We start from the raw sequence: 25,041 nt of genomic DNA on the forward strand, positions 1-25,041 counted from the left end.
TTGCACTGCGGCATTAATGGTTACGATGCGCCCATGAGTGCAGATCCCGCAAGAATCGAGTGGCATCCGGGCAGCTGGCAGGCCCGGCCCGCCCTCCAGCAACCTGCGTACCCGGACGCAGCGGCGCTGAACGTCGTGGTGGAGCGCCTGTCGCGGTTGCCCCCGCTGGTGGTCTCGTGGGAAGTCGAGGCGTTGAAAAAGCAGATCGCGCGCGCCCAGCGCGGCGAGGCTTTCCTCCTGCAGGGCGGCGACTGCGCCGAGAATTTCTCCGACTGCAACTCCGACCAGATCGCGCGCAAGCTGAAGATCCTGCTGCAGGTGAGCGTGGTACTGCTGCACAGCCTGAAGAAACCCGTGATCCGCGTCGGGCGCATGGCGGGTCAGTACGCCAAGCCGCGCTCGGCAGACACCGAGACGCGCGACGGCGTGACGCTGCCGAGCTACCGCGGCGACCTGGTGAACCGCAACGCCTTCACGCCGCAGGACAGGGCGCCGGACCCCGAGCTCATGCTCGAGGGTTACCATCGCGCGGCGCTGACGCTCAACTTCGTGCGTGCGCTGGCGGAGGGCGGCTTCGCCGACCTGCACCACCCGGAGTACTGGGACATCGGCTTCGCCAAGTCGACGCCCTTCGAGCAGGCCTACAAGCGCATCGTCAAGAGCATCACGGACTCGATGGATTTCTTCGAGTTCATCTCCGGGCAGCCCGTGCACCGCACCCGGCGCATCGACTTCTACGCCTCGCACGAGGGCCTGCACCTGCTGTACGAGCAGGCGCAGACGCGCCTGATCGAGCGCTGGGGCCGCTGGTACAACCTCTCCACGCATTACCCCTGGATCGGCATGCGCACGGCGCAGCTCGATGGGGCCCACGTGGAGTATTTCCGCGGTATCGCGAACCCGGTCGCGGTGAAGGTCGGCTCGGGCATGAGCGTCGAGTGGCTGGAAGGCCTGCTCGACGTGCTCAATCCCGGCAACGAGCCCGGCCGCCTGACGCTGATTCACCGCTTCGGCTCCGGCAAGATCGCCGAGCACCTCCCGGCCATGATCGACGCCGTGCGCGCCAAGGGGGCCACCGTGCTGTGGGTGTGTGACCCCATGCACGGCAACACCGAGACCACCTCGAGCGGCATCAAGACACGCAGTTTCGATCGCATCCTCTCCGAGGTGGAGCAGGCTTTCCGTATCCACGAGGAAATGGGCAGTTACCTCGGCGGCGTGCATTTCGAGCTCACCGGCGACGACGTCACCGAGTGCATCGGCGGGGCGCGCGGGCTTACCGAGGCCGACCTCGAGCGCGCCTACCTTTCCCAGGTGGACCCGCGGCTGAACTACGAGCAGGCCCTCGAGCTGGCGATGCGGATCGCGGAGCTGCGCGGGCGCTGAGCCAGTCCGGCGGGACTTCCACCTCGCGCCATTCCCCCGGCTGCAGTCCCGCGAGGCTGAACGGCCCCACCCCGGTGCGCACCAGCCGCAGGGTCGGGTAGCCGACCGCGGCGGTCATGCGCCTGACCTGGCGATTGCGGCCCTCGCGGATGCGCAACTCCAGCCAGCTGTCCGGGATTTCGCGCCGCACGCGTATCGGCGGATCCCGCGGCCACAACTCCGGCGCCGGCATGCACCGGGCCTGCGCCGGCAGGGTAAGCCCGTCTTTCAGCTCGACCCCGGCGCGCAGGGCGCGCAGTGCCGCCGCGTCGGGAATCCCCTCGACCTGCGCCCAGTACGTCTTCCAGGTGCGGTGGCGCGGCTGGCTCAGCAGGGCCTGGAGCCGGCCGTCATCCGTGAGCAGCAGCAGGCCCTCGCTATCGAAGTCGAGCCGCCCCGCCGGGTATACGCCGGGCACGTCGATGTAGGCGGCGAGGGTGGCGCGCGCGCCGCTGGCGCTGAACTGGCTCAGCACGTGAAACGGCTTGTTGAAGAGTAGGAGGCGGGGCCCGCTCATCGGGGCATGATGCAGTGGCCATTGCGGAACTGTCACGCCTGCGGCAAGGTCTGTGCCGTTATGAACTCGATCCATGCCCGGAAAGGAAACACCGTGTTGCGCACCCTGGCTGCTTTCTTCCTGCTCACCCTGTCCGCGGCGCCGGCCGGTGCCGCGGTTCGCTTTGCGGACTGGACGCCCGCAACGATCGGCGCGGTGATGGAAACGGCCGCGACGCGGGACGGCTACGTGATGGTGGTCATCACGCAGCCGGACTGGTGTCCGGGCTGCATCCAGCTGGACCGCGAGTTGCTGCGCAACCCGCAGGCAGAGGGCATTGCCGCGCTGACCGCCGACTGGCAGGTGCTGGAAGTGCTGGGCTATGACGAACCTGACGCCACCTTCCTGGCGGAGCAGGGACTGGGCTTTCTCGGTACCCCCACTACCTTGCTGCTGCGTCCGCAGCAGGGCGACCAGCGGCTGGGTGATGCGCGCCAGGTGGCTGCGATCGTGGGATATCCGGAGGACTACGAGGCCCGGCTGCGCCAGGCCGCCGAGGGCTACGACGCCATCGTGGTGGCGCAGGCCGCGGTGCGCGAGCGCAACGACGTCGCGGCGCTGGAAGGCCTGGCCCAGGCCTACCTGGCGGCCGGCCGGGCCGAGCCTGCCCGCCGCGTGTTTCGCAGCCTGCTGCTGCGCGAGGAGCTGACGGCAGAGCAACGGCGCGACATTGCCCTGCGCGGCATCCTGCAGCCCACCCAGCGTGTCGAGAACGACCACGCGCGTACGCTCGAGGAGCTAGAGGAATGGGCCGGGCGTTATCCGGAGGGTCGCAGCAGGCAGGATTTCATGTACGCCAAGGCCTGGGCCCTGCTGGCCACGGGCCAGCTCGACGCGGCCGCGGCCTACATCGACGAGGTCTATGCGGGGAGCGGGGATGCCGAGACCGTGGCGCAATATCTCTACCTCGCATTCCGTGAACCGACCCGGACCCTGCTGCCGGCGGCGGAGGCGCGTGCGCGGGCCGCGATCACGGAGTTTCCGGAGCAGGCCGCGCGGTTCTACTCCGCTCACGGGCGGCTGTTGCGACGCATGGGACGGCTCGAAGAAGCGGAGCGGGCCTTCGCGGCGGCCGTCGGCCAGGCGGCGCCCGACAACCCGAGCCTCGGGACCTACCAGGGCCAGCTCGAGTTCGTGCGCCGGGAGCTCGCATCCCGCGGCAGCTGAGCCCTCTTCTCGAGCCCCCGGACACCCCTGGGCGCCGCATGGCGCTTTGCATTGACCGTGCCGGGGCACTAATATGACGCAGTGCAGAAATCATTCGGCGAGGGTCGCTGCGCTCTCGCCACCAGGCGTTTTTACCCGCCCGGTTCTGTGCCATCCCGCTCCCGATCGAGAAGGACAGCCATGACCCACGCACCGTCCGACACTGGTTACCGGATCCTCGGCCCCATGCGCCCCGGCTACGAGGAAATTCTCACCACCGAAGCGATGAATTTCCTTGCGGACCTCGCGCGCCGCTTCGGGCCCCGGGTCGACGAGTTGCTGGAGCGGCGCAAGGTCCGCCAGGCGGACATCGATGCCGGGACGATGCCGGATTTCCTGCCCGAGACTGCGGATATCCGCGCCGGTGACTGGCGTGTTGGCGAGATCCCGGCCGACCTGCAGGACCGCCGCGTGGAGATCACCGGGCCGGTCGATCGCAAGATGATCATCAATGCGCTCAACTCCGGCGCCAAGGTGTTCATGGCGGATTTCGAGGACTCGATGACGCCGGCCTGGGACAACCTGCTGCCGGGCCAGCTCGCATTGCGCGACGCGGTGGCGCGCACCATCAGCTTCACCTCGCCGGAAGGCAAGCAGTACCAGCTCAAGGACCAGGTGGCGACGCTGTTCGTGCGGCCGCGGGGCTGGCACCTGTTCGAGAAGCACGTCGAAGTCGATGGACGCCAGGTGCCCGGCGGACTGTTCGACTTCGGGCTGTACCTGTTCCACAACGCCCAGGCCACCAAAGAGATCGGCTCGGGCCCGTACTTCTACCTGCCGAAGCTGGAGAGCCACGTCGAGGCCCGGCTGTGGGCCGAAGTGTTCCGCTATGCCGAGGATGCCCTCGGGCTCGAGCGCGGCACCATCAAGTGCACGGTGCTGATCGAGACCATTCTCGCGGCCTTCGAGATCGACGAGATCCTGTACGAGCTGCGTGAGCACATCGTCGGCCTGAATTGCGGTCGGTGGGACTACATCTTCAGCTTTATCAAGAAGTTCCAGAACTATCCTGAGTTTACACTTCCAGACCGGCACCAGGTCACCATGGCCACGCACTTCCTGCGCTCCTACTCGCAGCTGGTGATCAAGACCTGCCACCGCCGCGGCGCGCTGGCGATCGGCGGCATGGCGGCGCAGATCCCGATCAAGGGCGATCCCGAGGCCAACGAGGCCGCGCTCGCCAAGGTGCGTGCCGACAAGGAGCGCGAGGCCGGCGACGGCCACGACGGCACCTGGGTGGCGCACCCCGGCCTGGTCCCGGTCGCGATGGAGATTTTCGACCAGCACATGCCGAATCCGAACCAGCTCGACCGCCTGCGCGAGGACGTCGAGGTCTCGGCGGCGGACCTGCTGCAGATGCCGGAAGGCGATATCACCGAGACCGGCCTGCGCAGCAACGTGTCCGTGGGCATCCAGTACATGGCCGCATGGCTCGGCGGCAACGGCTGCGTGCCGCTGTACAACCTGATGGAGGACGCCGCCACGGCCGAGATCGCCCGGGCGCAGATATGGCAGTGGATCCGGCATCCGCAGGGCGTGCTGGACGACGGACGCAAGGTTACTTACGCCTTGTACGAACAGATTCGAGACGAAGAATTGGCCAAGATCAGGGAAGAAGTGGGCGGGGACGCATTCTCCTCGGGTCACTACACAGAGGCGGCCAAGCTGCTCGACCGGATCACGGCCGAGAAGCATTGCATGGACTTCCTGACGCTGGTGGCCTACGAGGCCATCGACTGAGGGGACACCGGGGACATCACACAGAGGAACACGCGATGACACGCCTGTCGGCAGATGCACTGAAGAAGGACTGGGAAGAGAATCCGCGCTGGAAGGGCGTTACGCGGCCCTATAGCGCCGAGGATGTCGCAAGGCTCCGCGGCACCGTGGACATCGAGTATTCGCTCGCGCGCCAGGGCGCCGAGAAGCTTTGGAAGTACCTCCACGAGAAGCCGTTCGTCAACGCGCTCGGCGCGCTGACCGGCAACCAGGCCATGCAGCAGGTGAAGGCCGGGTTGAACGCGATCTATCTTTCCGGCTGGCAGGTGGCGGGCGATGCCAACCTCGCCGGCGAGATGTACCCCGACCAGTCGCTGTACCCGGCCAACTCGGTGCCCGCGGTGGTGCGCAGGATCAACCGCACCCTGCTGCGCGCCGACCAGTTGCACCACGCCGAAGGCAACGACAGCATCGACTGGATGCAGCCCATCGTGGCGGACGCCGAGGCCGGCTTCGGCGGCGTGCTCAACGCCTTCGAGCTGATGAAGGACATGATCGACGCCGGCGCCGCGGGCGTGCATTTCGAGGACCAGCTGTCCTCGGCGAAGAAGTGCGGCCACATGGGCGGCAAGGTGCTCGTCCCCACCGCGGAGGCTGTCAGCAAGCTGGCCGCCGCGCGCCTTGCGGCCGACGTCTGTGGCGTCCCCACCCTGCTGGTGGCGCGCACGGATGCCGATGCGGCCAACCTGCTGACCTCTGACATCGACGAGCGGGACCGTCCCTTCATCACCGGCGAGCGCACGTCCGAGGGTTTCTTCCGTGTGAACGCGGGTATCGACCAGGCCATTTCACGCGGCCTGGCCTATGCGCCGCTGGCCGACCTGGTGTGGTGCGAGACTTCCGTGCCGGATCTCGGCATGGCGAAGAAGTTTGCCGAGGCCATGCACAAGGAATTCCCCGACCAGATGCTGGCCTACAACTGCTCCCCGTCCTTCAACTGGAAGCGCCACCTGGACGACGCCACCATCGCCAAGTTCCAGAAGGAACTCGGCGCCATGGGCTACAAGTTCCAGTTCATCACGCTGGCCGGCTTCCATGCCCTCAACTACAGCATGTTCACGCTGGCCAAGGGCTACAAGGAAAGCCAGATGAAGGCTTACGTGGAGCTGCAGGAAGCCGAGTTCGCCAGCGAGAAGGACGGCTACACGGCCACCAAGCACCAGCGCGAAGTCGGTGCCGGGTATTTCGACGCCGTGACCCAGGTGGTGACGGCAGGCCAGTCGTCTCTCAGCGCTTTGGCGGGATCCACGGAGGAAGAGCAGTTCCACGCCGGCTGAGGCTGCTTGTGCAACAACAAGGGGTCCCGGCGGCGCGTCTGCCGGGACCCTTCGTTTTTAAGGAGGATGCTTGATTGCGGAACTCGCAGAATTTCTGAATAACTGGACCATCACCATCGTCTGGGCCGCGATCGTGGCTGCCTGCCTGGCGGTGCTGGTATTCGACTTGCGCCGGCGCAATCCGCAGACGATGAGCCTGATGCGCGCCGTGTGGTTCCTGACCGTCCTTTATTCCGGCCCCATCGGACTCGGCGTCTACTGGTTCTCGGGACGCAGGCAGATTCGCCGCGACTCGATCTGGCGCCGCGGCTGGCGCTCCGTGAGCCATTGCTATTCCGGTTGCGGCGCTGGCGAAGTGATCGGCGTGGTGGTGACCATTGGCCTGCTCGCTTGGGCCGCCTGGCCGGCAGCAATCGCGACCTTCACGCTGGCTTACGTGTTCGGCTACGCGATGACCGTCGGGCCGCTGCTGCAGGAAGGCGTCGGACTGCGCGCCGCCCTGTGGGATGCCTTCACTTCCGAGAGCGCCTCGATTTTCTTCATGGAGATCGTGGCCATCGGCGTGGACATGCTGATTGCGGGCGACGCCACCATCGGGCAGCCGCTGTTCTGGAACGGGATGATAGTTTCCTTGTCCTGCGGGCTTATCGCCGCGTGGCCCGTCAACGTGCTGCTGATCCGCTGGGGCGTGAAGTCCGGCATGCACGACCCGCGGGAAACGGCTGCGTCCGGACACCACGGGCAGGAGGGCTGAGCCCATGCAGTATGTCGTGCGCGCCATTCTCCCGCTTCTGCTGCTGGCTTTAACCCTGCCCGCGGCGGCCAGCGCAGCGCCGCGGCAGCGGGTCGAGACGCTGTCGCTGCAACAGGCGCTGGAACTGGCGCAGGCGCAGAACCCGGAGGTGCTCCTGGGTCGGGTCCGGCAGGCCCGGGCCGAGGCGGCGCGCCTGCAAACACAGCGCGGGGTACTGCCGACCGTCACGGCGGATGCAACTTACTTGCACGCAGACCTCGGGCTGCTCGAGGCGCCCTTGCCCGAAATCCCCGGCACTCTTCCCCTCGCCGGCGGGGTGAGCCTCGATCCCTTCGAAGGCACCATCCTCGGGGTGCAGCTGGTGCAGCCGCTCGTAAATGTGGGCGCGTGGCACGCGCGGGAGCAGGCGCAGCTCCAGGTCGAGGCCGCGCGCACCGGGTTGGGGAGAATCTCGGCCGAGGTCGCGGTGACAACGATCGAGGCCTATTTCGCTGCGGTCACTGCCGCCGCGCAGGTGGAGGCCGAGGCCGGGGCGCTTGCCGCGGCGCGGCGCGCGCTGGCACAGGCCGAGGCTGCGCATCGCGAGGGGCTCGTATCGCGCCTCGACGTGCTCAATGCCCGTACCCGGGTGGCCGAGATGGAGGCGCGGCTCGGCAGCGCCGAAGCACGCGTGATTGCGGCCGAGTCGGCCCTGCAGGAAACGCTAGGCATCGACGACGACGTGTCCATCGAACTCACTGACCCCGTCCCGGACCCGCCGCTGCGCCTGGCGGCGGGCGAAGAGCGACTGCTGCAGAGGGCAGACGTGCGCGCACTGCAGCAGGCCGTCGCCGCGGCCGAGGCGGGCGTGAAGCGGGCGCAGGCCGGGCACCTCCCGGACGTGAACCTGTTTGCGCGCTACCAGCGCGTCGATCTCAACAATCCGCTCGATTACGACGAGACCGACTGGATCGTCGGCGTGACTCTCGGCTGGACGCTGTTTTCGGGTTTCGGGGTCGCGGGCGCAGTCGACGAAGCGCAGGCGGACGCATGGCGACGGCGCATCGAACTCAGCGCCCGGCAACGGCGTGTGCAGAGCGAAGCCAGCGACACACGGGCCTGGTGGCAGGCGGAGCTGCAGGCATGGCAAAGCGCCACACGCAGCATCACGGGCGCAGAGGAGGCCCAGGCGCTGGCGGAGCGCCGCTACGCCGAGGGGCTGAACGACATGACCGAAGTGCTGCAGGCACAGGCCAGCGCGCTCGGGGCAAGGACCCGGGCGTTGCAAGCCCGGTACAAGGCCGTGGTCGCCGCACAACGGTACCTGCTCGCCATCGGTGCGCAGGACGCAGGGAGGTTGACACCTTGAGTGATGCAACACGCCGTGTGACGAGAAATCGGGCTGCGGGTTTTCTCGCCGCCTGTGCGCTGGCCGCGGTGCTCGCGGCCTGTGGCGAGCAACAGGCCACGTCCGGGCCTGATGCCGACCGTCCAGTGGAAGTGCATGTCGCGACGGCCGCAGCCGTGTCGCAGAGCGGCGTGATCCGGGTCGCGGGCGTCGTGCGCCCGGCCACTCGCGCGCAATTGAGCACCCGCCAGGCAGGCACGGTCGAAGCCGTCCTGGTGGTGGCCGGCGAACGGGTGGCGATGGGGCAAGAGCTCCTGCGGATCGATGCCCGCGACCTCGTGGCGATGCGCAGCGCCGCGGCCAGCCAGCGGGATGCGGCCCGCGAGGCCTGGACGCAGGCCGTGCGCAACCGCGACCGGTTCGCCCGCCTGTACCAGCAAGACCTGGTGGCGAAGGTCCGGTTCGAAGAGGCCGAGCTGCAGGCCGAGCAGGCCGCAGGGCGTCTTGAGCGGGCCGAGGCCGAGCTTGCCGCCGTCGAGATGAACCTCGAGTACACGCGCCTGCGCGCGCCCTTCGCCGGCGTCGTCAGCGAGATCATCACCGAGGAAGGCGCCTTCGCTTCGCCGGGACGGCCCCTGCTGATGCTCGAAGACCGTACACGCCTGGAAGTCGAAGCCGGCGTGCAACAGGACGGCATCGCCGCCCTCGAAACAGGCACGCGCCTGTCGATCCGGGTCCACGGGATTGCGGAGCCCATCGCCGGTCGAGTGCAGGCCCTGCTGCCGGCGCTCGGTCAGAACGGTGCCGGAATGCGCCTGCGCATGGAGATCGAGGCGCCGCCGGCCGGGCTCATGCCCGGCATGACCGCCGAAGTGCTCCTGCCGTCACCACGGGGCGCGACGGCGGGGGTGAGTATTCCGGCCGAGGCCCTGCTGCGGAGAGGTCAACTCAGCGGCGTGTTCGTGGTAGCAGAGGATGCGCAAGGCGCCCAGCGTGCGCGCCTGCGCTGGGTCACCCTGGATGTGGCGGCCAGCGACGATGCAACGGCGCGGGTCAGGCGCGGGCTTCGCCCGGGCGAGCAGGTCGTTGTCGGCAGCATCGTGAGCGACCTGGCGGACGACCAGGTCGTCGTGCCGAGGGACTGATGGCCAGGCTCGGGCTCGCCGGCCGTCTCGCCGATCGCCTGATCGACTCTGCGCTCGTGCCGCTGCTGCTCGCAGCGTCGCTCATCTTCGGCGCCGCAGGCCTGTTGTTGACGCCCCAGCAGGACCGGCCTGACGTCGAGGTGCCCACCGCCCAGGTCGTCGTGCCGTTCCCCGGCGGTGGCGCCGAGCGGGTGGATGAACTGGTGGCGCGTCCCGTGGCCGCGTGGGCCGGCCAGCTCGAACATGTCGTGGAGGTGCGCAGCGTGGCATCGGCCGATGCCACGCTGCTGGAGGTCGAGTTCGCGACCGGCGTCAGCGATGCCCAGGCGTACGGTGAACTGAAAGAGTTGTTCGACAGTCACCGTCACCGGCTTCCACGCGGCGTCGGCGCGGAGACGATCCGCACGCTCGGCGACGACCTGCTCACCAGCCTGATGGTCACGATGTATAGCGAAAAGCTCGATGGCTTCGAGTTGCGGCGCATCGCCATTGAACTCGCGAGCCGGGTTGGCGCCATCGAGGGCGTGCGCGACGTCATCGTGCATGGCGGCGAGTCGCGGCAGGTTCGTGTCCTGCCCCGGCCCGCGGACCTCGCGGCGCACGGCGTCGACTTTTCCCAGCTGGTCGACGCGATCGAGGGCGCCAGTGTGCGCGTGCCCGCCGACGCATTGTGGGCTGATCCGGTGCGCCAGGTCAGGGCAGGAAGCCTGCCCGCATCGCCCGAAGCGCTGCTGGAAATCCAGGTGGGCGCCGGTACGGCCGGGGTGGTGGAGCTCCGGGACGTGGCCGAGGTGGTCGACGGTCCGGGCCCGGCCCGCTCGCAGGCGCTGCACTGGCAGCGGGGCGCCGATCGTGAAGCCCCGGCGGTCAGCCTGGCGATCACTACGGTCCCGCATTACAACGTCAGTGATGTCACCGATCGAGCCATGGCGCTGATCGAGAGCGCGCAGGGCACCCTCATCCCCGCCGGGATCGACCTGCGGGTGGCTTACGATGCGGGCCGCGCCGCAACCGAAACGGTGCGCAGCGTGCTCCGGAACTTCGCCACTGCCATGGCCGTGGTGGTGGTCATCATCCTGCTCGGGCTCGGCTGGCGGGCCGCGCTCGGCGTGTTCATCCTGATTCCGGCCAGCATGGCTATCGTGCCCTTCGCCTACTGGCTGACGGACTTCACGCTCAACCCGATCTCCATCGCGGCCATGATCCTGGCCATCGGCCTGATTGCCGATGACAACGTCATCATCATGGAGAACATCGGGCGCTACTTCCGCGACGCCGGCGAGCGCAGCCGCGAGCTCACGGTGAAAGCCGTCGACGAGGTGGGGAACCCGACCATCCTCGCGGTGGTCCTGATCATCATCACGCTGTTGCCGACCGCGTTCATCAGCGGCGAGATGGGGCAGTACACCCGCGTCATTCCCGTGGGCGCGTCGTGGGCGCTGTTGTTCTCCCTCACCGTCGCCCTGACGGCGACGCCGTATCTCGCCTTCCGCCTGCTGCGGGCAGGATCTTCGGGCCAGCGCGACCCGGCGGACGGCGCGCCAGGCGAGGGCGCGCCAGGCGAGGGCGCGGGGCAGTCGCAGCCCGAGCGTCCCGCCGGCCGGCTGGCGAGCGCCTACCGGGCGTTGCTCGAACCGCTGTTCGACCATGCCTGGCTGAGATGGTCTTTCTACGGGGTGCTCGTGCTTCTGCTGGCCGGCAGCGCCGGCCTGGTGGTGACCCGCGTGGTCCAGCTGACGCTGGTGCCGTTCCTCGACCGCGAGGCTTTCGTGGTGGAGCTCGAGCTGCCGCCGGGCAGCACCCTGGAGCGCACGCTCGAGGCCAGCGCCGCCCTGGGGCGCACGCTGCGCGCCTTCCCCGAAGTCGAGGCGTACACCACCTTTGCCGGCGTCGACGGCCCGATGCTGATGCCGCGGTCGGGCCCGCCGGATATCGGCGTCGGCGCATCGCACCGGGCAGCGCTCTATGTGCAGCTGCCCCCGGAACACGAGCGCGAGCGGCTCAGCTACGAGCTGGACCGCGAACTGTTCGACCTGCTCGGCCCGACGCTGGAGCCCTTCGCGGGGCTGGCATGGATTCGGCGCATTCCCTCCGGGCCAGCGGCGGACAATGCCGTCCAGGCGGAGATCTTCGGGCCCGCTGCCGATGCACGGTTCGCGTTGGCTGATCGTGTGGCGCAGGCTCTGGATGCACATGATGCGGCCGGCAACCTCGAGCGGTTTCCCGCGGCCTTGGGTCCGGAGACACGGATCAGGGTTGCGCCCCAGCGCAGCGCGGCGCGCGGCGTGCCTCCCGCGCGGGCTGTGGCGGCGCTGCAGACGGCCCTGGCCGGGCGCGAGGTCACGGCGCTCGACCTCCCGGGGGAACGACACCCGGTCCCCGTGGTCGTGGAACTGCGGGACGCCGAGCGCGCGGGGCTGGACGACCTGGCGAGCCTTTACGTGCGCAGCCTGGACGGCAGCATGGTGCCACTCGCCGATGTCGTCGAGATCAGCGAAGGCCGATGGCAGGCGAATCGATATCGCAAGAACCAGTTGCCGGTGGTCTATGTGGCGGCAGAGGTCCATCGCGACCGTAGCCAGCCGCTGTCTGTCCAGCGGGACGTGGTGGCCGCGCTGGCACGCGAGGAGGAGGGCATGCCTCCGGTCAACTGGTTCGGCGTGCCGCGCAGCGACGTCGAGACCACCCTGTTCTGGGGCGGCGAGTGGGAGATGACGCAGCAGGTTTATCGCGACATGGGCCTCGCGGGCCTGGCGGTACTGCTGGTGATCTATGCGCTGCTGGCGGGATGGTTCAACTCCTACCTGCTCCCGGTGATCATCATGGCGCCGATCCCGCTCGTCTTCATCGGCGTGATCCCGGCGCACGGCCTGATGGGCCTGGATATCGCCGGCTTCGGTGTGCTCGGCGTGATCGCGCTGGCAGGCATCGTGGTGCGTAATGCGGTGCTGCTGGTGGATTTCACGCAGAGCAGGGTGAAGGACGGCATGGCCATGCGCGACGCATTGATCGCCGCGGCCACGCTCCGGACACGTCCCATATTGCTGACCGCCGGCACCGTGATGTTCGGCAGCGGGGCGCTGGTGTTCGAGCCGGCACTGAAGCCCCTGGGACTCACGCTGGCCAGTGGGGTGCTGGTGGCCACGCTGCTCACCCTGCTGCTCATCCCGACCCTCTACATGCACTGCCTCGGCCCGCGCGAGTCGCAGCAGCAACGATCTGCGGATCGCCATGGTTGAGTCCCCGCCGAGCCGCGGGGGATAATACGGGGCCCGTCGCCTGGCCTGTTCCGCGCGACGGTCCGTTTCCGCTGCGGAAGAGCCCCGATGCAATACGAGCACATCCAGGTGCCGGACGACGGCCAGCCCGTCACGGCCAATCCTGACTTCACGCTGAACGTCCCCGATCGCCCGATCATCCCCTTCATCGAGGGCGACGGCATCGGCATCGACGTCTCGCCGGTCGCGCGCAAGGTGGTGGATGCGGCCGTGCAGGCGGCTTACGGCAACGAGCGGGCCGTCGCCTGGATGGAGGTCTTTGCCGGCCAGAAGGCCACGACCTTGTACGGCGGCAGCCAGTTCCTACCGGAGGAGACGCTGGACGCGCTGGAACGCTTCGTGGTCTCCATCAAGGGGCCGCTGGCGACGCCGGTCGGCGGCGGTTTCCGCTCGCTCAACGTCTCGATCCGCCAGCGCCTGGACCTGTATGCCTGCGTGCGCCCGATCCGCTATTTCCCCGGCGTGCAGACGCCCATGAAGGACTCCGAACTGGTGTCCATGACGGTCTTCCGCGAGAACACCGAGGACATCTATGCCGGCATCGAGTGGCCGGCCGGGTCGCCCGAGGCGCAGAAGCTGATGAAGTTCCTGCAGGACGAGCTCAACGTCCACGCGGTGCGCTTCCCCTCGAGTTCCGGGCTGGGCATCAAGCCGGTCTCCAAGGAGGGCTCACAACGGCTCATCCGCAAGGCCATCAACTATGCCGTGGACGAGGATCGCAGCTCCGTGACGCTGGTCCACAAGGGCAACATCATGAAGTACACGGAGGGCGCGTTCCGCAACTGGGGTTACCAGGTGGCGCGGGACGAGTTCGGCGCCACGGAGCTGGACGACGGTCCCTGGCTGGCTTTCAACAACCCGCGCACCGGACGCCAGATCGTGGTCAAGGACGTCATCGCCGACAACTTCCTGCAACAGATCCTGCTCAGCCCGGAAGACTACGACGTCATCGCCACGCTGAACCTCAACGGCGACTACATCTCCGATGCCCTGGCGGCGCAGGTCGGCGGCATCGGCATTGCGCCGGGCGCCAACATCGGCGATGCGGTGGCGGTGTTCGAGGCGACGCACGGGACCGCGCCGGGTTTCGCCGGCAAGGACCGGGTCAACCCCGGCTCGCTGATCCTGTCGGCAGAGATGATGCTGCGCTACCTTGGCTGGCGCGAGGCGGCGGACAGGATCCTGCAGGGCGTGGCCCGTACCATCGCGGCCAAGGAGCTGACTTTCGACCTGGCGCGCCTGCGCACGGCCATACGCCTGCCCAGGGGCGACGGTGCGCGCGGCTCGGTTGAGGAGGAGTTGCAGCGCCTGGTGCCGGGCGCCACGCTCGTCGGCACCTCCGGCTTCGGGGAAGCCGTCATCCGTCACATGAAATAAGATCAATTAAAACAGCTATAAAGAAAACTAAGTTAAAGTTGATTGAGACATAAAAATACAGCTTGCGCGCCGTATCCGGCATCCTGGTTCGACGCCGGATGCCGGCGTTGCCCACGCCTGGCGGCCTTCCTCGACCAGGTAAAATCGGAGCGCCCCGGTTACTACGCCGCGCCTGTGCCCCCGTTCGGGCCGGCCGATGCGCCGCTGCTGGTCGTCGGGCTGGCGCCCGGCATGCACGGTGCGAATCGCACCGGCCGTCCCTTCACCGGCGACCATGCCGGGATTCTCCTCTATCGCACGCTGTGGGAACTCGGCCTTGCATCCGGTCCCGAGTCGGTGGCGGCGGACGACGGGTTGCAGCTGGTCGACTGCCGCATCACGAACGCGGTGAAGTGCCTGCCGCCCGCGAACAAGCCCCTGCCGGCCGAGGTGCGGGAATGCAGGGCCTGGCTGGCGGCGGAATTGCGCGAGAGCGCGCCACGCGTGCTGCTGGCGCTGGGGCGCATCGCCCACGACGGGGTCCTCGACGCACTCGGGCTCAAGCGCAGCGCTCACGGGTTTGCGCATGGGGCGCAGCACGCCCTCCCGGGCGGAAGCTGGCTGGTCGATTCCTACCACTGCAGTCGCTACAACACCCAGACGCGCCGCCTGACGGACGCAATGTTCCGTGAGGTCGTGGCCCGGGCCGCGCGCCTGGCCGGCCTGGAGGCGACGGGATGAAACGCGGCAAGCGCGAGGGTGCGCCGGCCGCAGAGGAACGTGGTCGGCGCGCACCCTCGGCAGCCGAATTCGACCCGCGCCCGATCCTGCGCCGGCTGAGCCATCGCCCCGGCGTGTACCGCATGCTGGACGGCAACGGGGAGATTCTCTACGTCGGCAAGTCGCGCGACCTTAAAAAGCGGGTCGCCAGCTATTTCCGCGGCACACCGCGTCCTGGCAAGACAGGATTCCTGGTCAGCCAGGTGCGAGGGATCGAGGTCACGGTCACGCGCACCGAGGCCGAGGCGCTGGTGCTCGAGAACACCCTGATCAAGGCGCACAAGCCGCGCTTCAACGTCCTGCTCAAGGACGACAAGAGCTTCCCGTACATTCGCCTGGACACCAGCCACGAGTTTCCGCGCCTGTCGTTCTATCGCGGCAGCCGCCGTGTGCCGGGACGGCTGTTCGGGCCCTATCCCAACGTGCCCGCGGTGCGCGCCACGCTGCGCGACCTGCAGCGGCTGTTCCGCATCCGGCCCTGCGAGGACAGCTATTTCGCGCATCGCAGCCGGCCGTGCCTGCAATACCAGATCGAGCGTTGCTCGGCGCCCTGCGTCGGGCTGATCTCCCCGCAGGACTATGCGCGCGACCTCGACCACGCCATACGTTTCCTGGAGGGCCGCGGCAACGAGATCCGCGGCGAGCTGGTGAAGCGCATGGAGGCGGCGGCGGAGCGACTCGCTTTCGAGGAGGCGGCGCGCTATCGCGACCAGATCGCACGGCTGGCCGCGATCCAGGAGACGGCGGTGGGCGGCGAGGCTGGCGCGGTGCAGGCCGATGCGCTGGCGGTCCACGAGCAGGGCGGGCTGTACTGCGTGGCGGCGATGTTTATCCGCGGCGGGCGGGTGCTGGGCAGCCGCAGCTGGTTCCCGCGTGCGGCCCCGGGCACCGAACCGGGCGAGGTGCTGGCAGCCTTCGTGGCACAGCACTATCTCGGTGGCAGCCCGCCGGCAGAGATCCTGACCAGCCTCGGGCTCGAGGACGAGGTGTTGCTGTCCGAGGCGCTGACGAAACAGGTGGGCCGCCCGGTGGCCGTGCGGCACCGGGTGCGCGCGATCCGGGCACGCTGGCTGGAAATGGCTGCGGAGAACGCGCGCCAGGCGCTGGAGCTGAAGATTGCGGGCACCGCCGGGTTCAGCGCCCAGATGGAAGCCCTGGGCGAGGCGCTGGGGCTGGAGCGGACACCACGGCGCATCGAGTGCTTCGACATCAGTCACACGTCGGGCGAAGCGACTGTCGCCAGCTGCGTGGTGTTCACGCCCGAGGGACCGCTGAAGTCCGATTACCGTCGCTTCAACATTGCCGGCGTGGCGGCGGGGGACGATTACGCGGCCATCCGGCAGGCGCTGCAGCGGCGTTACAGCCGGGTCAAGCGCGGTGAAGCCCCGATGCCCGACCTGCTGCTGGTGGACGGCGGCGCCGGGCAGCTCGCCGAGGCCCAGGGCGTGCTCAACGAACTGGAACTCGAGGGCGTGGAGATCGCCGCGGTGGCCAAGGGGCCCAGCCGCAGGCCGGGCCTCGAGCGGCTGTTCTTGGCCGGTCGCCCCGAGGCACTTATACTGCCCCGCGACTCCGGAGCCCTGCATCTCGTGCAGCAGGTGCGCGACGAGGCGCACCGCTTTGCCATTGCCGGCCACCGGCAGCGGCGGGCCAAGACGCGTCGGGTCAGCCCGCTGGAAGGCATTCCGGGGCTGGGACCCAGGCGGCGCCGCCAGCTGCTGAACGAGCTTGGAGGGATGCAGGGCGTAGTCTCTTCGGGGGTCGAGGACCTGGCCCGGGTACAAGGCATCAGCCGCGACCTGGCCCATCGCATATATGACGCGTTACACCCCGCGGACTGAGGACCATGCCAGCCAGGCTCAACCTGCCCAATACGCTCACCTGGATCCGGATCATCCTGATTCCGCTGATCGTGCTGGTGTTCTACCTGCCGCACTACTGGCCGTTCATCCCGGCCTACTGGGCGGGACCTGTGGCCGCCATCATTTTTTCCCTGGCCGGGATCACGGACTGGCTGGACGGTTACTTCGCGCGCAAGCTCAACCAGGTCTCGAACTTCGGCGCCTTTCTCGACCCGGTCGCCGACAAGCTGATGATTTCCACCGCGCTGGTGCTGCTCGTCTCGCGCCATCCCGGGTTCGTCGTGGCCATCCCCGCGGCCATCATCATCGGCCGCGAGATCGCCGTGTCCGCATTGCGCGAATGGATGTCCGAGCTGGGCCGGCGGCACCACGTATCGGTGTCGGGCATCGGGAAATACAAGACCACGGCGCAGATCACGGCGTTGATCATGATGCTGTGGGAGCACACGCTGTGGTTTGTGCCCATGTACGAGATCGGTTACGGCTTCCTGCTCGCGGCGGCGGTGCTGACGCTGTGGTCGATGTGGAAGTACCTGGTGGCGGCCTGGCCTCACCTGCGCGGTGACTGAGTCCGGCAGCGGCGCGCCCCGGAGACTTGACAGGCCCCCCGCGTCGCTTAGAATTGCGCCTCCTCAGCGGGAATAGCTCAGTTGGTAGAGCACAACCTTGCCAAGGTTGGGGTCGCGAGTTCGAGTCTCGTTTCCCGCTCCAGATCAAGCCGAAAGCCCGGCCGCCGTGCCGGGCTTTTCTTTGGGTTCCACGGCCTCCGGCTGTGGTAGAGTTCGACCCCGGTTCCCCGCTCGCGGGAACCTCGTGGCGCGGTGGCGGAGTGGTTACGCAGCGGCCTGCAAAGCCGTGAACACCGGTTCGATTCCGGTCCGCGCCTCCAGCTCTTTCCCTAGGGCCCGATCGCCATCATGGCGATGAAGGCCACCAGGGCCGCGAAAACACCGAATGCCGCGGGTCGCCAGTGCGCCGAGAACAGCGGGCCCGGCGGCGGCGCATGGTGTCCGGCAGTCGGGGATGCGCCACGGGCCGGCGGCGGCAATCCCCCAAGTGCCCGATGCAGCCCGCTGGCCAGCTTGGCCCGGAAATCCCCCGCTGACATCCTGTGCATGAAGATGCGGTGGGTGCCGCCCAGGCTGAGCCGCAGTCCCGGAGTGAGTTCCGACGGCTCGACTTCCACGGGGACGATGGGCCGGCCGCACTCCAGGGCGAAGTGGATCTCATCCAGGCAGTAGCGCGAAGAGACCGATCGCGGGCTCATGAAGAAAAGCATCGCACCGCAGCCCTCGATCGCCAGGGCCAGGTCCTCGCTCCAGCGCTGGCCCGCCTCGATAGCCTCGTCGAACCAGACCTCGAAGCCCTGTTCACGCAACCATTCGATTTCGCTCACCACCAGGTCCCGCTGGTCGTGTGCATAGCAGACGAACAGGTAGGCGCCTGGTCCTGTGCCTGCCGAGTTTGCCGTTGCCTGCAAGTCCGCCTCCGGGGATGTCCTGCCGCGCTCGTTTGCCGATGCCGTGAAGCGCAGCATAGAATGCCGGCGGCCGTATTGAAAACGGAATAACAATGACAATGTCGGGGCAGGGGTGGTCGCAGGCCATGGGGGAGGCCCGCGACCGGGGCCTGGGCCGTGCGCTCGGCGCCTACGTTTTTACCCTCGTTCTGCTTGCTACGCTCGAGTGGGTCTCGAACCCCGACCGGGCTCTCCTGCTGCGTGGTACGGATATCCAGCTCGCACTCGGCGGGTTGGCACTGGCCGGGCTGCTGGCGTGGTTCGCACCCCGGCCGAGGCCTCTCGATACAGGCAAAGCAGGGGCACCGACGGTGCCGGAAAGAGCCTTGCCGGTCTCGGACACCGCACAGGCGTCGGTGGCCGTGATGCCGCTGGAGCCGCTGTCGCGGGGCGAGGACGACGCGTTGCTGGCGCAGGGTTTCTCGGCCGAGATTACGCGGGCGCTGTCCGGCGTCCCGGACCTGCGCGTCGTGCCTTTCGCCCAGTCGGCGCCGCTGGCGGGCCAAACCGCCGAAGCCATCGCCAAGACCCTGAACGCGCGCTACATCCTTTCCGGGACGTTCCAGCGCAGCCCGGCTCGTGTGCGTGTCATCGTGCGCCTTACCGATGCCCAGTCGAGGACGGAGGCCTGGGTTGCTTCCTACGAGCATGAACTGGACGACCTTTTCAAGGTGCAGCGGGAGGTCGCCGAGGCGATCGCCGTGGAGACCGGCTCCCAGTACCTGAACATCGTCTCGGAGGACCTCTGCCGGCAGCCTCCCCAGGGGCTCTCGGCGTGGAGCCTGACGCACAAGGCGCTGACCTTCTGGACCGTCTCTTACACGGCGGAGGCGTCGGCGGACGCCATCGGCTGGCTCGAGCAGGCCCTCGAGCTCGAGCCCGACAATGCCATGGCTCACGTCCTGTTGGCATTCGTGCTGAACCAGCGGGTGGTCAACTCCTTCGCTGACGATCCGCTCGGAGAGAACGGGCGCGCGCTGGCGGAGGTGGATGCGGCACTGCGTCTGGCTCCGCGGGACGCCACGGTGATGGAATACGCCGCGCTGGTGTGGCTCAACTGCGGCTTTCGCAAGCGCTCGCTGCAGACTGCGCGCCGCGTTGTCGCCATCGCCCCGTTCAACATGGTGGCATGGGGCTATGTGGGCTGTAACCTGGTGTGGGGCGGGAGCCCGAAAGAGGTCGAGGAAGGCCTCGCCATTCTCCAGCGCCTGCTCGACGAAGCGCCCAATCATCCCTCGGTGCCGTTCTGGCATTACTTTCTTGCCGTCGGCCACACCGAAGCAGGCCGGTATGAACCCGCCCAGGAACACGCCCATACGGCGGTGGGTTTCCACCCCGGCTTCTGCCTCGGGTGGGTGGCCCTGGCCAACGCGCAGGGCGCGCTCGGCGACGGCGCGGCAGCGGCCGAGTCCATCGCCAGGGCCCAGGCCGCGAACCCGCGCTTCGACCTGGAAAAGTTCCGGCAATATTTGACCGCCATCTCCCGGGAGTGGCCCGAGACCGCGAAGCGGCAAACCATCGGGCTGGTAAAGTCCGGCCTGCTCGAGCCGGCACCGGAGGAGATGGCCGCGCATGGCTGAGGGACGGGTCACGCGCATTCTCTCCCGCGCCGGGCGCCGGGTGCTGCGCTGGCTGGGCGCGGTCCTGGCCGTTCTGTTCCTGCCCATTGCCTGGCTGCTGCGGCACTGGTGGGGATTCTTCAGGCGGCGCGGCTGGTTCGGCCGCAGCGCCTGGGTGCTGGCGACCGTGGTGGCGGCATTCGTCGCCTACCTGGCCGTGGCGGTGCCCTGGCCCGGCTATCTCTTCGAGCCGCCGTTCCGGGCAGTGCAGTACCCGGTGATCAACGACCTGCAGTACACCCGCCCGGGCAGCATCAACGCCGGCCCTGAAAAGGACGTGGCTGCATGCCTGGAGCGCCAGGCCATCTGCGCGCGCACCGAAACCCTCGCCGCGCGCGCGGGCGTGTTGTGCGCGGAGGCGGCGCCCGCCTGCGCCGACGTCGCCAAACGCTGTGCGGGGGACCTGGCCATGGACCCGGCCTGTCGCGCCAGCCGCCAGCTGTGCGAGGAGGCGAGCCGCTCCTGCGCCACTGGCGAGGCTGTTGCGTCCTGTGAGGCGATCTCGGCCACGGACTGCAAGGTCGGCGAGGAGACCTGGCAGGGCTGGACCGCCGAGGACCGCAAGCGCTATTACCACCACCCGCAGGGCTCCGCCCAGGTCATGATGGCGCAGCTGCGCTACTGGTGGATGGTCAACCTGGAGTTGCCCTTCGGCCGCGACCGCTTCGCGGCGCCGGAGAACATGGCCCGCTATGGTTTCCTGACGGACCTTCACCAGCAGCCCGACCCGGACTGGAATCCCGGCAACCTGCCCGTAGGCTTCACCAAGTACTACGACGAGAAGGTGGGCGCGGAGCTGCTCGACATGACCTGCAGCCTTTGCCACACAGGCGAACTGCATTACCAGGGCACGGCCATCCGCATCGACGGCGGCCAGGCCATGCACGCCATCACGGATATGAAGCCCGGCCAGTTCCAGGCAGACCTGATGTCCTCCATGCTGGGGACCTACATCAATCCGTGGAAGTTCGAGCGCTTCGCCCGCAATGTGATTGAACCCACCCTCACCGGGGGCACGGACGTCGGCTTTGATTTCGACGCCGCCAAGGAAACGCTGCGCGAGGAGTTCGGCCGGACCATCAGCACGCTGCTCGCGAACGCCTGGACGGATCTGAAGCTGGGCACGTACCCTGTGTTCGAGGGCTACGGGCGCACCGACGCGACGCAGCGCATCGCCAACACGGTCTTCGGCCGCCACATCTCCGCCAGCAACTACCGTCAGGCCACCGCCCCGGTGAGCTATCCGCACCTGTGGGACATCGCCAAGTTCAACTGGGTGCAGTGGGAAGGCTATGCCTCCCAACCCATGGCGCGGAACATCAACGAGTCGCTTGGCGTGGGCGCTCGGCTGGAGCTGTTCGACGCCTACGGTGCGCCGCTGCCTCTGCACTTGCGCTACGACACATCGATCATGCCCGACCGCATTCACCACATCGAGCGCACACTGGCGCGCCTGGAGGCGCCGCGCTGGCCGGAGCACCTGTTCGGCCCGATCGACCTTGAGAAGGCGCGTGAGGGGCGGGTGCTGTTCGACGTGCATTGCCGCCACTGCCACGGCCCACACCTGACGGCGCATGACGAGCCGCCGCAGGCAGACCATCCGCCGGACCCGAACCTGGCCGTCGGCCTGGTCCACAACGCGGACGGAAGCTGCAGCCTGAAGTCGGCAGAGGCGGGCGAGGTCAAGCTCACGGTCCAACAGTGCCTCAACCTGCACAACCCGCAGCGGATCGCCGACATCGAGGGCAGGATCCTTTACGAGCTGGACGACCAGGGGCGCGTGCTGGGCCCGGCCTGCCGGCCGGACATCGAAGACTGCGGCGATGCGCCCACGCACGTGGAGCAGTGGCGCGTGAAACTGATTCCGATACGGGACATCGGCACGGACCGGAATGCGGCACTCAACTTCGCCGACCATCGCTACGACGCCAGCCGGCTCGGCTGGACTCCGGAGGAGCTCAAGCAGCTGTGCGTTGCGGATGCGATCGCGGACAACATCGATCCCAAGGCCGTCAGTGCGGTGGTAGGACTCAACATCATGAGCACGGCCATCACCAACCGGTATTTCGAGAAACACCGCCCGGCCTCGAAAGAGGAATTCCTCAAGTTCATGGGCTTCGGCGTGCTGGATTATCCGCGCACCGACCCGGAAGCCCTGAAGAACTACAAGTCACGGCCGCTGCACGGGATCTGGGCGACGCCGCCGTTCCTGCACAACGGCAGCGTGCGGACGATCTTCCAGATGATTTCGCCGCGCTCGGAGCGCCAGGCTGAATTCTGGTCCGGGACCAGGGAATACGATCCCGTCCACCTCGGTTTCCACGACCTGGACGTGCCGGGCGCCGTGCGTTTCGACACCGGCGTGACGGGTAACGACAACGTCGGCCACGAGTTCCGCCACGGCTGCCAGAAGAACGGGGTCATCGGGCCCTTCCTCGAGGTGGAGGAGCGTTTCCAGGTCCTCGAGTACATCAAGCTCATGGACTACGTCGAGCCGACCCCGAACGGTGAGATTCCGTACGAGCCGGCCCTGTGCGACGACCGGCCCGGCGACGACCGCGCGGCCTGCGAGGCCGAGATGCAGGCGAAGACGGAGCGCCGCATGGTGCTGTATCCGGAGTGGGGCACACCGGCATTCCGTCGCGACGAGTGGCAGCAGCACTGCTCCGCCGACAGGCATGTCTACGGTGATCACATGCCGCCCGCGCCGGCGCCGGACGACGAGGACGCGACCTGGGAACTGGCCTCGGAGTGCAGCCTGTTCACGCTTTACCTGGAATCGGAGGAGGCCGGCCGTGACTAGGCGCTGCTGGGTCCTGGCGGCCGCCCTCGCGGTGACGGCTTGCGGTGAGACTCCAAGGGACGTCGGCGAGAACGTCGACCCGGGTGAGCTGTATTACGTCCCGAGCATTATCGCCTCGGCCCGCAAGCTGGTGGACGACGTGCAGGAGAAGTCCGGCCCGACCTATCGCCGCGATGCGCACGCCAAGGCCCACGGTTGTGTCACGGCGACCTTCACTGTCCGCGACGACCTGCCCGAGGCGCTGCGCACCGGCGTGTTCGTGCCCGGGCGCGAATACAAGGCCTGGATCCGGTTCTCCAACGGCAACGCGGCGTTGCAGCCCGACGACACCAAGGACGCACGCGGCATGGCGATCAAGCTCATGGGGGTCGAGGGCGAGAAGCTGTTGCCGTCACCCCCGGGCGCATCGCCGCTCGAGACCCAGGATTTCCTCATGATCAACCACCCGGTGTTCTTCAACCGGAACGTGGCAGAGTACGAGGGCTTCATCCGTTACCAGGCCGACGGCAGCCAGTTCGGCTATTTCTTCCGCGACGCCAACCCCCTCGACTGGCAGATCCGCGAGCTGGTCATCGGCAGCCAGTTGCTGGGGCGCATTTCCAGTCCCCTGCAGACGCAGTACCACAGCATGACGGCCTATGCGCTGGGCGTGGATGCCGACAGCGACGTGTCGCCGCCGCCCTATCGGGACGCTATGAAATACAGCGCGCGCAGCTGCACGCGGAAATTGCCCGGGAAAGTCGACCGCAGTGACCCGGATTACCTGCGGCGCGCGCTGGCGGAGCACCTCGACAGGGAGGAGGCGTGCTTCGAGTTCCTGGTCCAGGTCCAGGACCCGGAAAAGAACATGCCGATCGAGGACCCGACAGTGAAGTGGAAGACCTCCGACGCACCGTTCCTCAGCGTGGCCTCCATCCGGATTCCGCTCCAGGAGTTCGATACGCCGGAGCGCAACCGCTTCTGCGAGGACCTCTCCTTCACGCCCTGGCACGGCCACGTGGACCATCGACCGCTGGGCGGGCTGAACCGCATCCGCAAGGCGGTGTACGAGGAGATTGCCGTGTACCGGCATGCGCGCAACCAGCGACCCTTCACTGAGCCCCGTGGCTGGTGCCTGCAGCTGGACGGCACGGACTGTACCGATGCCGCTGAGCGGGCGGTAGTGCAGTGAGCCATGCGGGCCTGCTGGGCCGACGGCCGCGGCTGCGTCGGGCCTTGAAGGTCCTCGTCGCGGTTGTCGTGCTCGTGCTCGCTTACCTGCTCGCCTGGCCCACGCCCTTGGACCCCTTCGCGTGGCAGCCGCCCCCGGACCCGGGCACCGGGGCGGACTCGCCGTTCCGGCCCACCCAGTCGATGGAGGGCGCGCAGCCGCTCGCCGAGACCCTGATCCGCGCACGTTTCCTGGCAGCCGGCAGCCCGGAGAATTTCGGCCCGGAAGACATCGCGATAAGCCCGAGAGACGGCCATATCTACACCGGCATTGGCGACGGCAGCATCCTGCGCATCGAGCCGGAGAGCGGCGCCGTCGAGGTCTTCGCCGATACCGGCGGGCGCCCGTTGGGCATGGGGTTCGATCCGAGCGGCGAGCGCCTGTACGTCGCTGACGCGGAGCGGGGGCTGGTTGCGGTGGGGCTGGACGGCCGGGTCACTTACCTCGTCGACGTCGTGGGCGGCGAGCCCCTGACCTTTGCGGACAACCTCGAAGTCGGCCCGGACGGGGTGGTGTGGTTCTCCGCCCCGACCCGCGACCACACGCTGGAGCAGGTGGAACTCGACGTGTGGGACAGTCGCCCGAGCGGCCGCCTGGTGCGCTTCGACCCGGCCAGCGGGGAAGCGAAGGTGGTGCTGGACAACCTGTTCTATGCCAACGGCGTGGCCCTCGCCGATGACGGCGCCTTCGTACTGGTCAACGAGTTCCTGGCCTTCCGCATCCGCCGCCTGTGGCTCACCGGGCCCAAGGCAGGCGCCCACGACATCTTCGCCGACGGGCTGCCGGGCTACCCGGACAACATCACGCTCACGCCGTCCGGGACGTTTCTCGTGGGCCTGTCGCTCGCTCGCATACCGGCCCTGGACGCCCAGCGGGACCGACCCTGGGCAGTGAAAGCTATTTACCGGTTGCCCGGCTTCATGAAACCGCCGCCCCAGTACCCGGGCTACCTGCTGGAGTTCGGCGCGGACGGGCGCCTGCTGCGGATGGTGGCGGACGAGAAAAAGGGCGAGGTCGCGCAGGTCACCGCCGGCGCGGTGCTGCCGGCGGCCTCTGCGGACGACCCGGTCCAGGTCGTCATGGGCAGCCTGCTCGTCCCCGCCGTGCGCAAGCTCCAGCTCGACGCCAGCCGCTGAAACCGGTCG

General features: G+C 68.0%; 18 protein-coding genes and 2 tRNA genes. 18 read left to right on the top strand and 2 right to left on the bottom strand.

The genetic code is table 11. The features are described 5' to 3' along the window. Positions 1-33: 33 nt before the first annotated feature. On the top strand, positions 34-1,386 hold the full coding sequence (locus G8346_RS05390) for a class II 3-deoxy-7-phosphoheptulonate synthase (protein WP_166048960.1): 1,353 nt from the start codon (positions 34-36) through the stop codon (positions 1,384-1,386). On the opposite strand, the gene G8346_RS05395 is transcribed toward G8346_RS05390, so the two are convergent. Then, positions 1,277-1,942 (bottom strand): pseudouridine synthase, encoded by a 666-nt coding sequence (locus G8346_RS05395; protein WP_206202597.1) that lies wholly within the window; start codon positions 1,940-1,942, stop codon positions 1,277-1,279. The two genes, G8346_RS05390 and G8346_RS05395, sit on opposite strands and share 110 nt — an antisense overlap. Positions 1,943-2,035: 93 nt before the next feature. On the opposite strand from G8346_RS05395, the gene G8346_RS05400 reads away from it, so the two are divergent. From G8346_RS05400 to G8346_RS05460, 13 genes are all read left to right on the top strand, one after another. After that, the gene (locus tag G8346_RS05400) at positions 2,036-3,148 is read left to right on the top strand and encodes a hypothetical protein (RefSeq protein WP_166048964.1); all 1,113 of its coding nucleotides are present in this window, start codon (positions 2,036-2,038) and stop codon (positions 3,146-3,148) included. Between the two features lie 180 nt (positions 3,149-3,328). Then, the gene (gene aceB / locus G8346_RS05405) at positions 3,329-4,927 is read left to right on the top strand and encodes a malate synthase A (RefSeq protein WP_166048966.1); all 1,599 of its coding nucleotides are present in this window, start codon (positions 3,329-3,331) and stop codon (positions 4,925-4,927) included. Positions 4,928-4,962: 35 nt separating this feature from the next. Continuing rightward, entirely contained in the window at positions 4,963-6,243 is a 1,281-nt protein-coding gene (gene aceA, locus G8346_RS05410; protein ID WP_166048969.1) for an isocitrate lyase, read from the top strand. Between the two features lie 70 nt (positions 6,244-6,313). Further along, on the top strand, positions 6,314-6,997 hold the full coding sequence (locus tag G8346_RS05415; RefSeq protein ID WP_240901312.1) for a DUF4396 domain-containing protein: 684 nt from the start codon (positions 6,314-6,316) through the stop codon (positions 6,995-6,997). A 4-nt stretch (positions 6,998-7,001) separates the two neighbouring features. After that, positions 7,002-8,345 (top strand): TolC family protein, encoded by a 1,344-nt coding sequence (locus G8346_RS05420; RefSeq protein ID WP_166048972.1) that lies wholly within the window; start codon positions 7,002-7,004, stop codon positions 8,343-8,345. Then, positions 8,342-9,469, top strand: coding sequence for an efflux RND transporter periplasmic adaptor subunit (locus G8346_RS05425; RefSeq protein ID WP_166048974.1), 1,128 nt, complete (start codon positions 8,342-8,344; stop codon positions 9,467-9,469). Before G8346_RS05420 ends, G8346_RS05425 begins: the two co-directional genes overlap by 4 nt. Beyond that, on the top strand, positions 9,469-12,708 hold the full coding sequence (locus G8346_RS05430; protein WP_166048975.1) for an efflux RND transporter permease subunit: 3,240 nt from the start codon (positions 9,469-9,471) through the stop codon (positions 12,706-12,708). Before G8346_RS05425 ends, G8346_RS05430 begins: the two co-directional genes overlap by 1 nt. An 87-nt stretch (positions 12,709-12,795) precedes the next feature. Beyond that, positions 12,796-14,124 (top strand): NADP-dependent isocitrate dehydrogenase, encoded by a 1,329-nt coding sequence (gene icd / locus G8346_RS05435; RefSeq protein ID WP_166048977.1) that lies wholly within the window; start codon positions 12,796-12,798, stop codon positions 14,122-14,124. 42 nt (positions 14,125-14,166) lie between these two features. After that, a complete protein-coding gene (locus tag G8346_RS05440) occupies positions 14,167-14,844 on the top strand; it encodes a uracil-DNA glycosylase (protein ID WP_166048979.1) in 678 nt (225 codons plus the stop codon). Then, on the top strand, positions 14,841-16,724 hold the full coding sequence (uvrC, locus tag G8346_RS05445) for an excinuclease ABC subunit UvrC (RefSeq protein WP_166048981.1): 1,884 nt from the start codon (positions 14,841-14,843) through the stop codon (positions 16,722-16,724). Before G8346_RS05440 ends, uvrC begins: the two co-directional genes overlap by 4 nt. A gap of 5 nt (positions 16,725-16,729) precedes the next feature. Continuing rightward, positions 16,730-17,314, top strand: a complete 585-nt coding sequence (pgsA, locus tag G8346_RS05450) for a CDP-diacylglycerol--glycerol-3-phosphate 3-phosphatidyltransferase (RefSeq protein WP_166048984.1) — start codon at positions 16,730-16,732, stop codon at positions 17,312-17,314. A gap of 66 nt (positions 17,315-17,380) precedes the next feature. Continuing rightward, positions 17,381-17,456: transfer RNA gene (locus G8346_RS05455), tRNA-Gly, on the top strand. A gap of 104 nt (positions 17,457-17,560) precedes the next feature. Continuing rightward, positions 17,561-17,634 (top strand) — tRNA-Cys (locus G8346_RS05460). A gap of 9 nt (positions 17,635-17,643) precedes the next feature. Here the strand turns inward: G8346_RS05460 and G8346_RS05465 are convergent. Continuing rightward, complete coding sequence (locus G8346_RS05465; protein WP_166048986.1) at positions 17,644-18,225, bottom strand: toll/interleukin-1 receptor domain-containing protein; 582 nt, start codon at positions 18,223-18,225, stop codon at positions 17,644-17,646. A 92-nt stretch (positions 18,226-18,317) separates the two neighbouring features. On the opposite strand from G8346_RS05465, the gene G8346_RS05470 reads away from it, so the two are divergent. From G8346_RS05470 to G8346_RS05485, 4 genes are read left to right on the top strand one after another with little or no spacing between them, the layout of a single operon-like run. Then, positions 18,318-19,844 carry a hypothetical protein gene (locus G8346_RS05470; RefSeq protein ID WP_166048988.1) on the top strand — a complete coding sequence of 509 codons (1,527 nt, stop codon included), beginning with the start codon at positions 18,318-18,320 and terminating at the stop codon, positions 19,842-19,844. Then, complete coding sequence (locus tag G8346_RS05475; RefSeq protein ID WP_166048990.1) at positions 19,837-22,686, top strand: di-heme-cytochrome C peroxidase; 2,850 nt, start codon at positions 19,837-19,839, stop codon at positions 22,684-22,686. The genes G8346_RS05470 and G8346_RS05475 overlap by 8 nt, the downstream gene beginning before the upstream one ends. Continuing rightward, entirely contained in the window at positions 22,679-23,857 is a 1,179-nt protein-coding gene (locus G8346_RS05480; RefSeq protein ID WP_166048992.1) for a catalase family protein, read from the top strand. Before G8346_RS05475 ends, G8346_RS05480 begins: the two co-directional genes overlap by 8 nt. Next, positions 23,854-25,032, top strand: a complete 1,179-nt coding sequence (locus G8346_RS05485) for an SMP-30/gluconolactonase/LRE family protein (RefSeq protein ID WP_166048994.1) — start codon at positions 23,854-23,856, stop codon at positions 25,030-25,032. Before G8346_RS05480 ends, G8346_RS05485 begins: the two co-directional genes overlap by 4 nt. Positions 25,033-25,041 lie beyond the last annotated feature (9 nt).

This window comes from Thioalkalivibrio sp. XN279 (assembly GCF_011089885.1).
In the GTDB taxonomy this organism is placed as follows: domain Bacteria; phylum Pseudomonadota; class Gammaproteobacteria; order Steroidobacterales; family XN24; genus XN24.

Coding starts and splice junctions, on each gene's coding strand:
- G8346_RS05395 (WP_206202597.1), bottom strand. CDS start 1,942: ATGAGCGGGCCCCGCCTCCTACTCTTCAACAAGCCGTTTCACGTGCTG.
- G8346_RS05430 (WP_166048975.1), top strand. CDS start 9,469: ATGGCCAGGCTCGGGCTCGCCGGCCGTCTCGCCGATCGCCTGATCGAC.
- icd (WP_166048977.1), top strand. CDS start 12,796: ATGCAATACGAGCACATCCAGGTGCCGGACGACGGCCAGCCCGTCACG.
- G8346_RS05420 (WP_166048972.1), top strand. CDS start 7,002: ATGCAGTATGTCGTGCGCGCCATTCTCCCGCTTCTGCTGCTGGCTTTA.
- aceA (WP_166048969.1), top strand. CDS start 4,963: ATGACACGCCTGTCGGCAGATGCACTGAAGAAGGACTGGGAAGAGAAT.
- uvrC (WP_166048981.1), top strand. CDS start 14,841: ATGAAACGCGGCAAGCGCGAGGGTGCGCCGGCCGCAGAGGAACGTGGT.
- G8346_RS05475 (WP_166048990.1), top strand. CDS start 19,837: ATGGCTGAGGGACGGGTCACGCGCATTCTCTCCCGCGCCGGGCGCCGG.
- G8346_RS05470 (WP_166048988.1), top strand. CDS start 18,318: ATGACAATGTCGGGGCAGGGGTGGTCGCAGGCCATGGGGGAGGCCCGC.
- G8346_RS05390 (WP_166048960.1), top strand. CDS start 34: ATGAGTGCAGATCCCGCAAGAATCGAGTGGCATCCGGGCAGCTGGCAG.
- pgsA (WP_166048984.1), top strand. CDS start 16,730: ATGCCAGCCAGGCTCAACCTGCCCAATACGCTCACCTGGATCCGGATC.
- aceB (WP_166048966.1), top strand. CDS start 3,329: ATGACCCACGCACCGTCCGACACTGGTTACCGGATCCTCGGCCCCATG.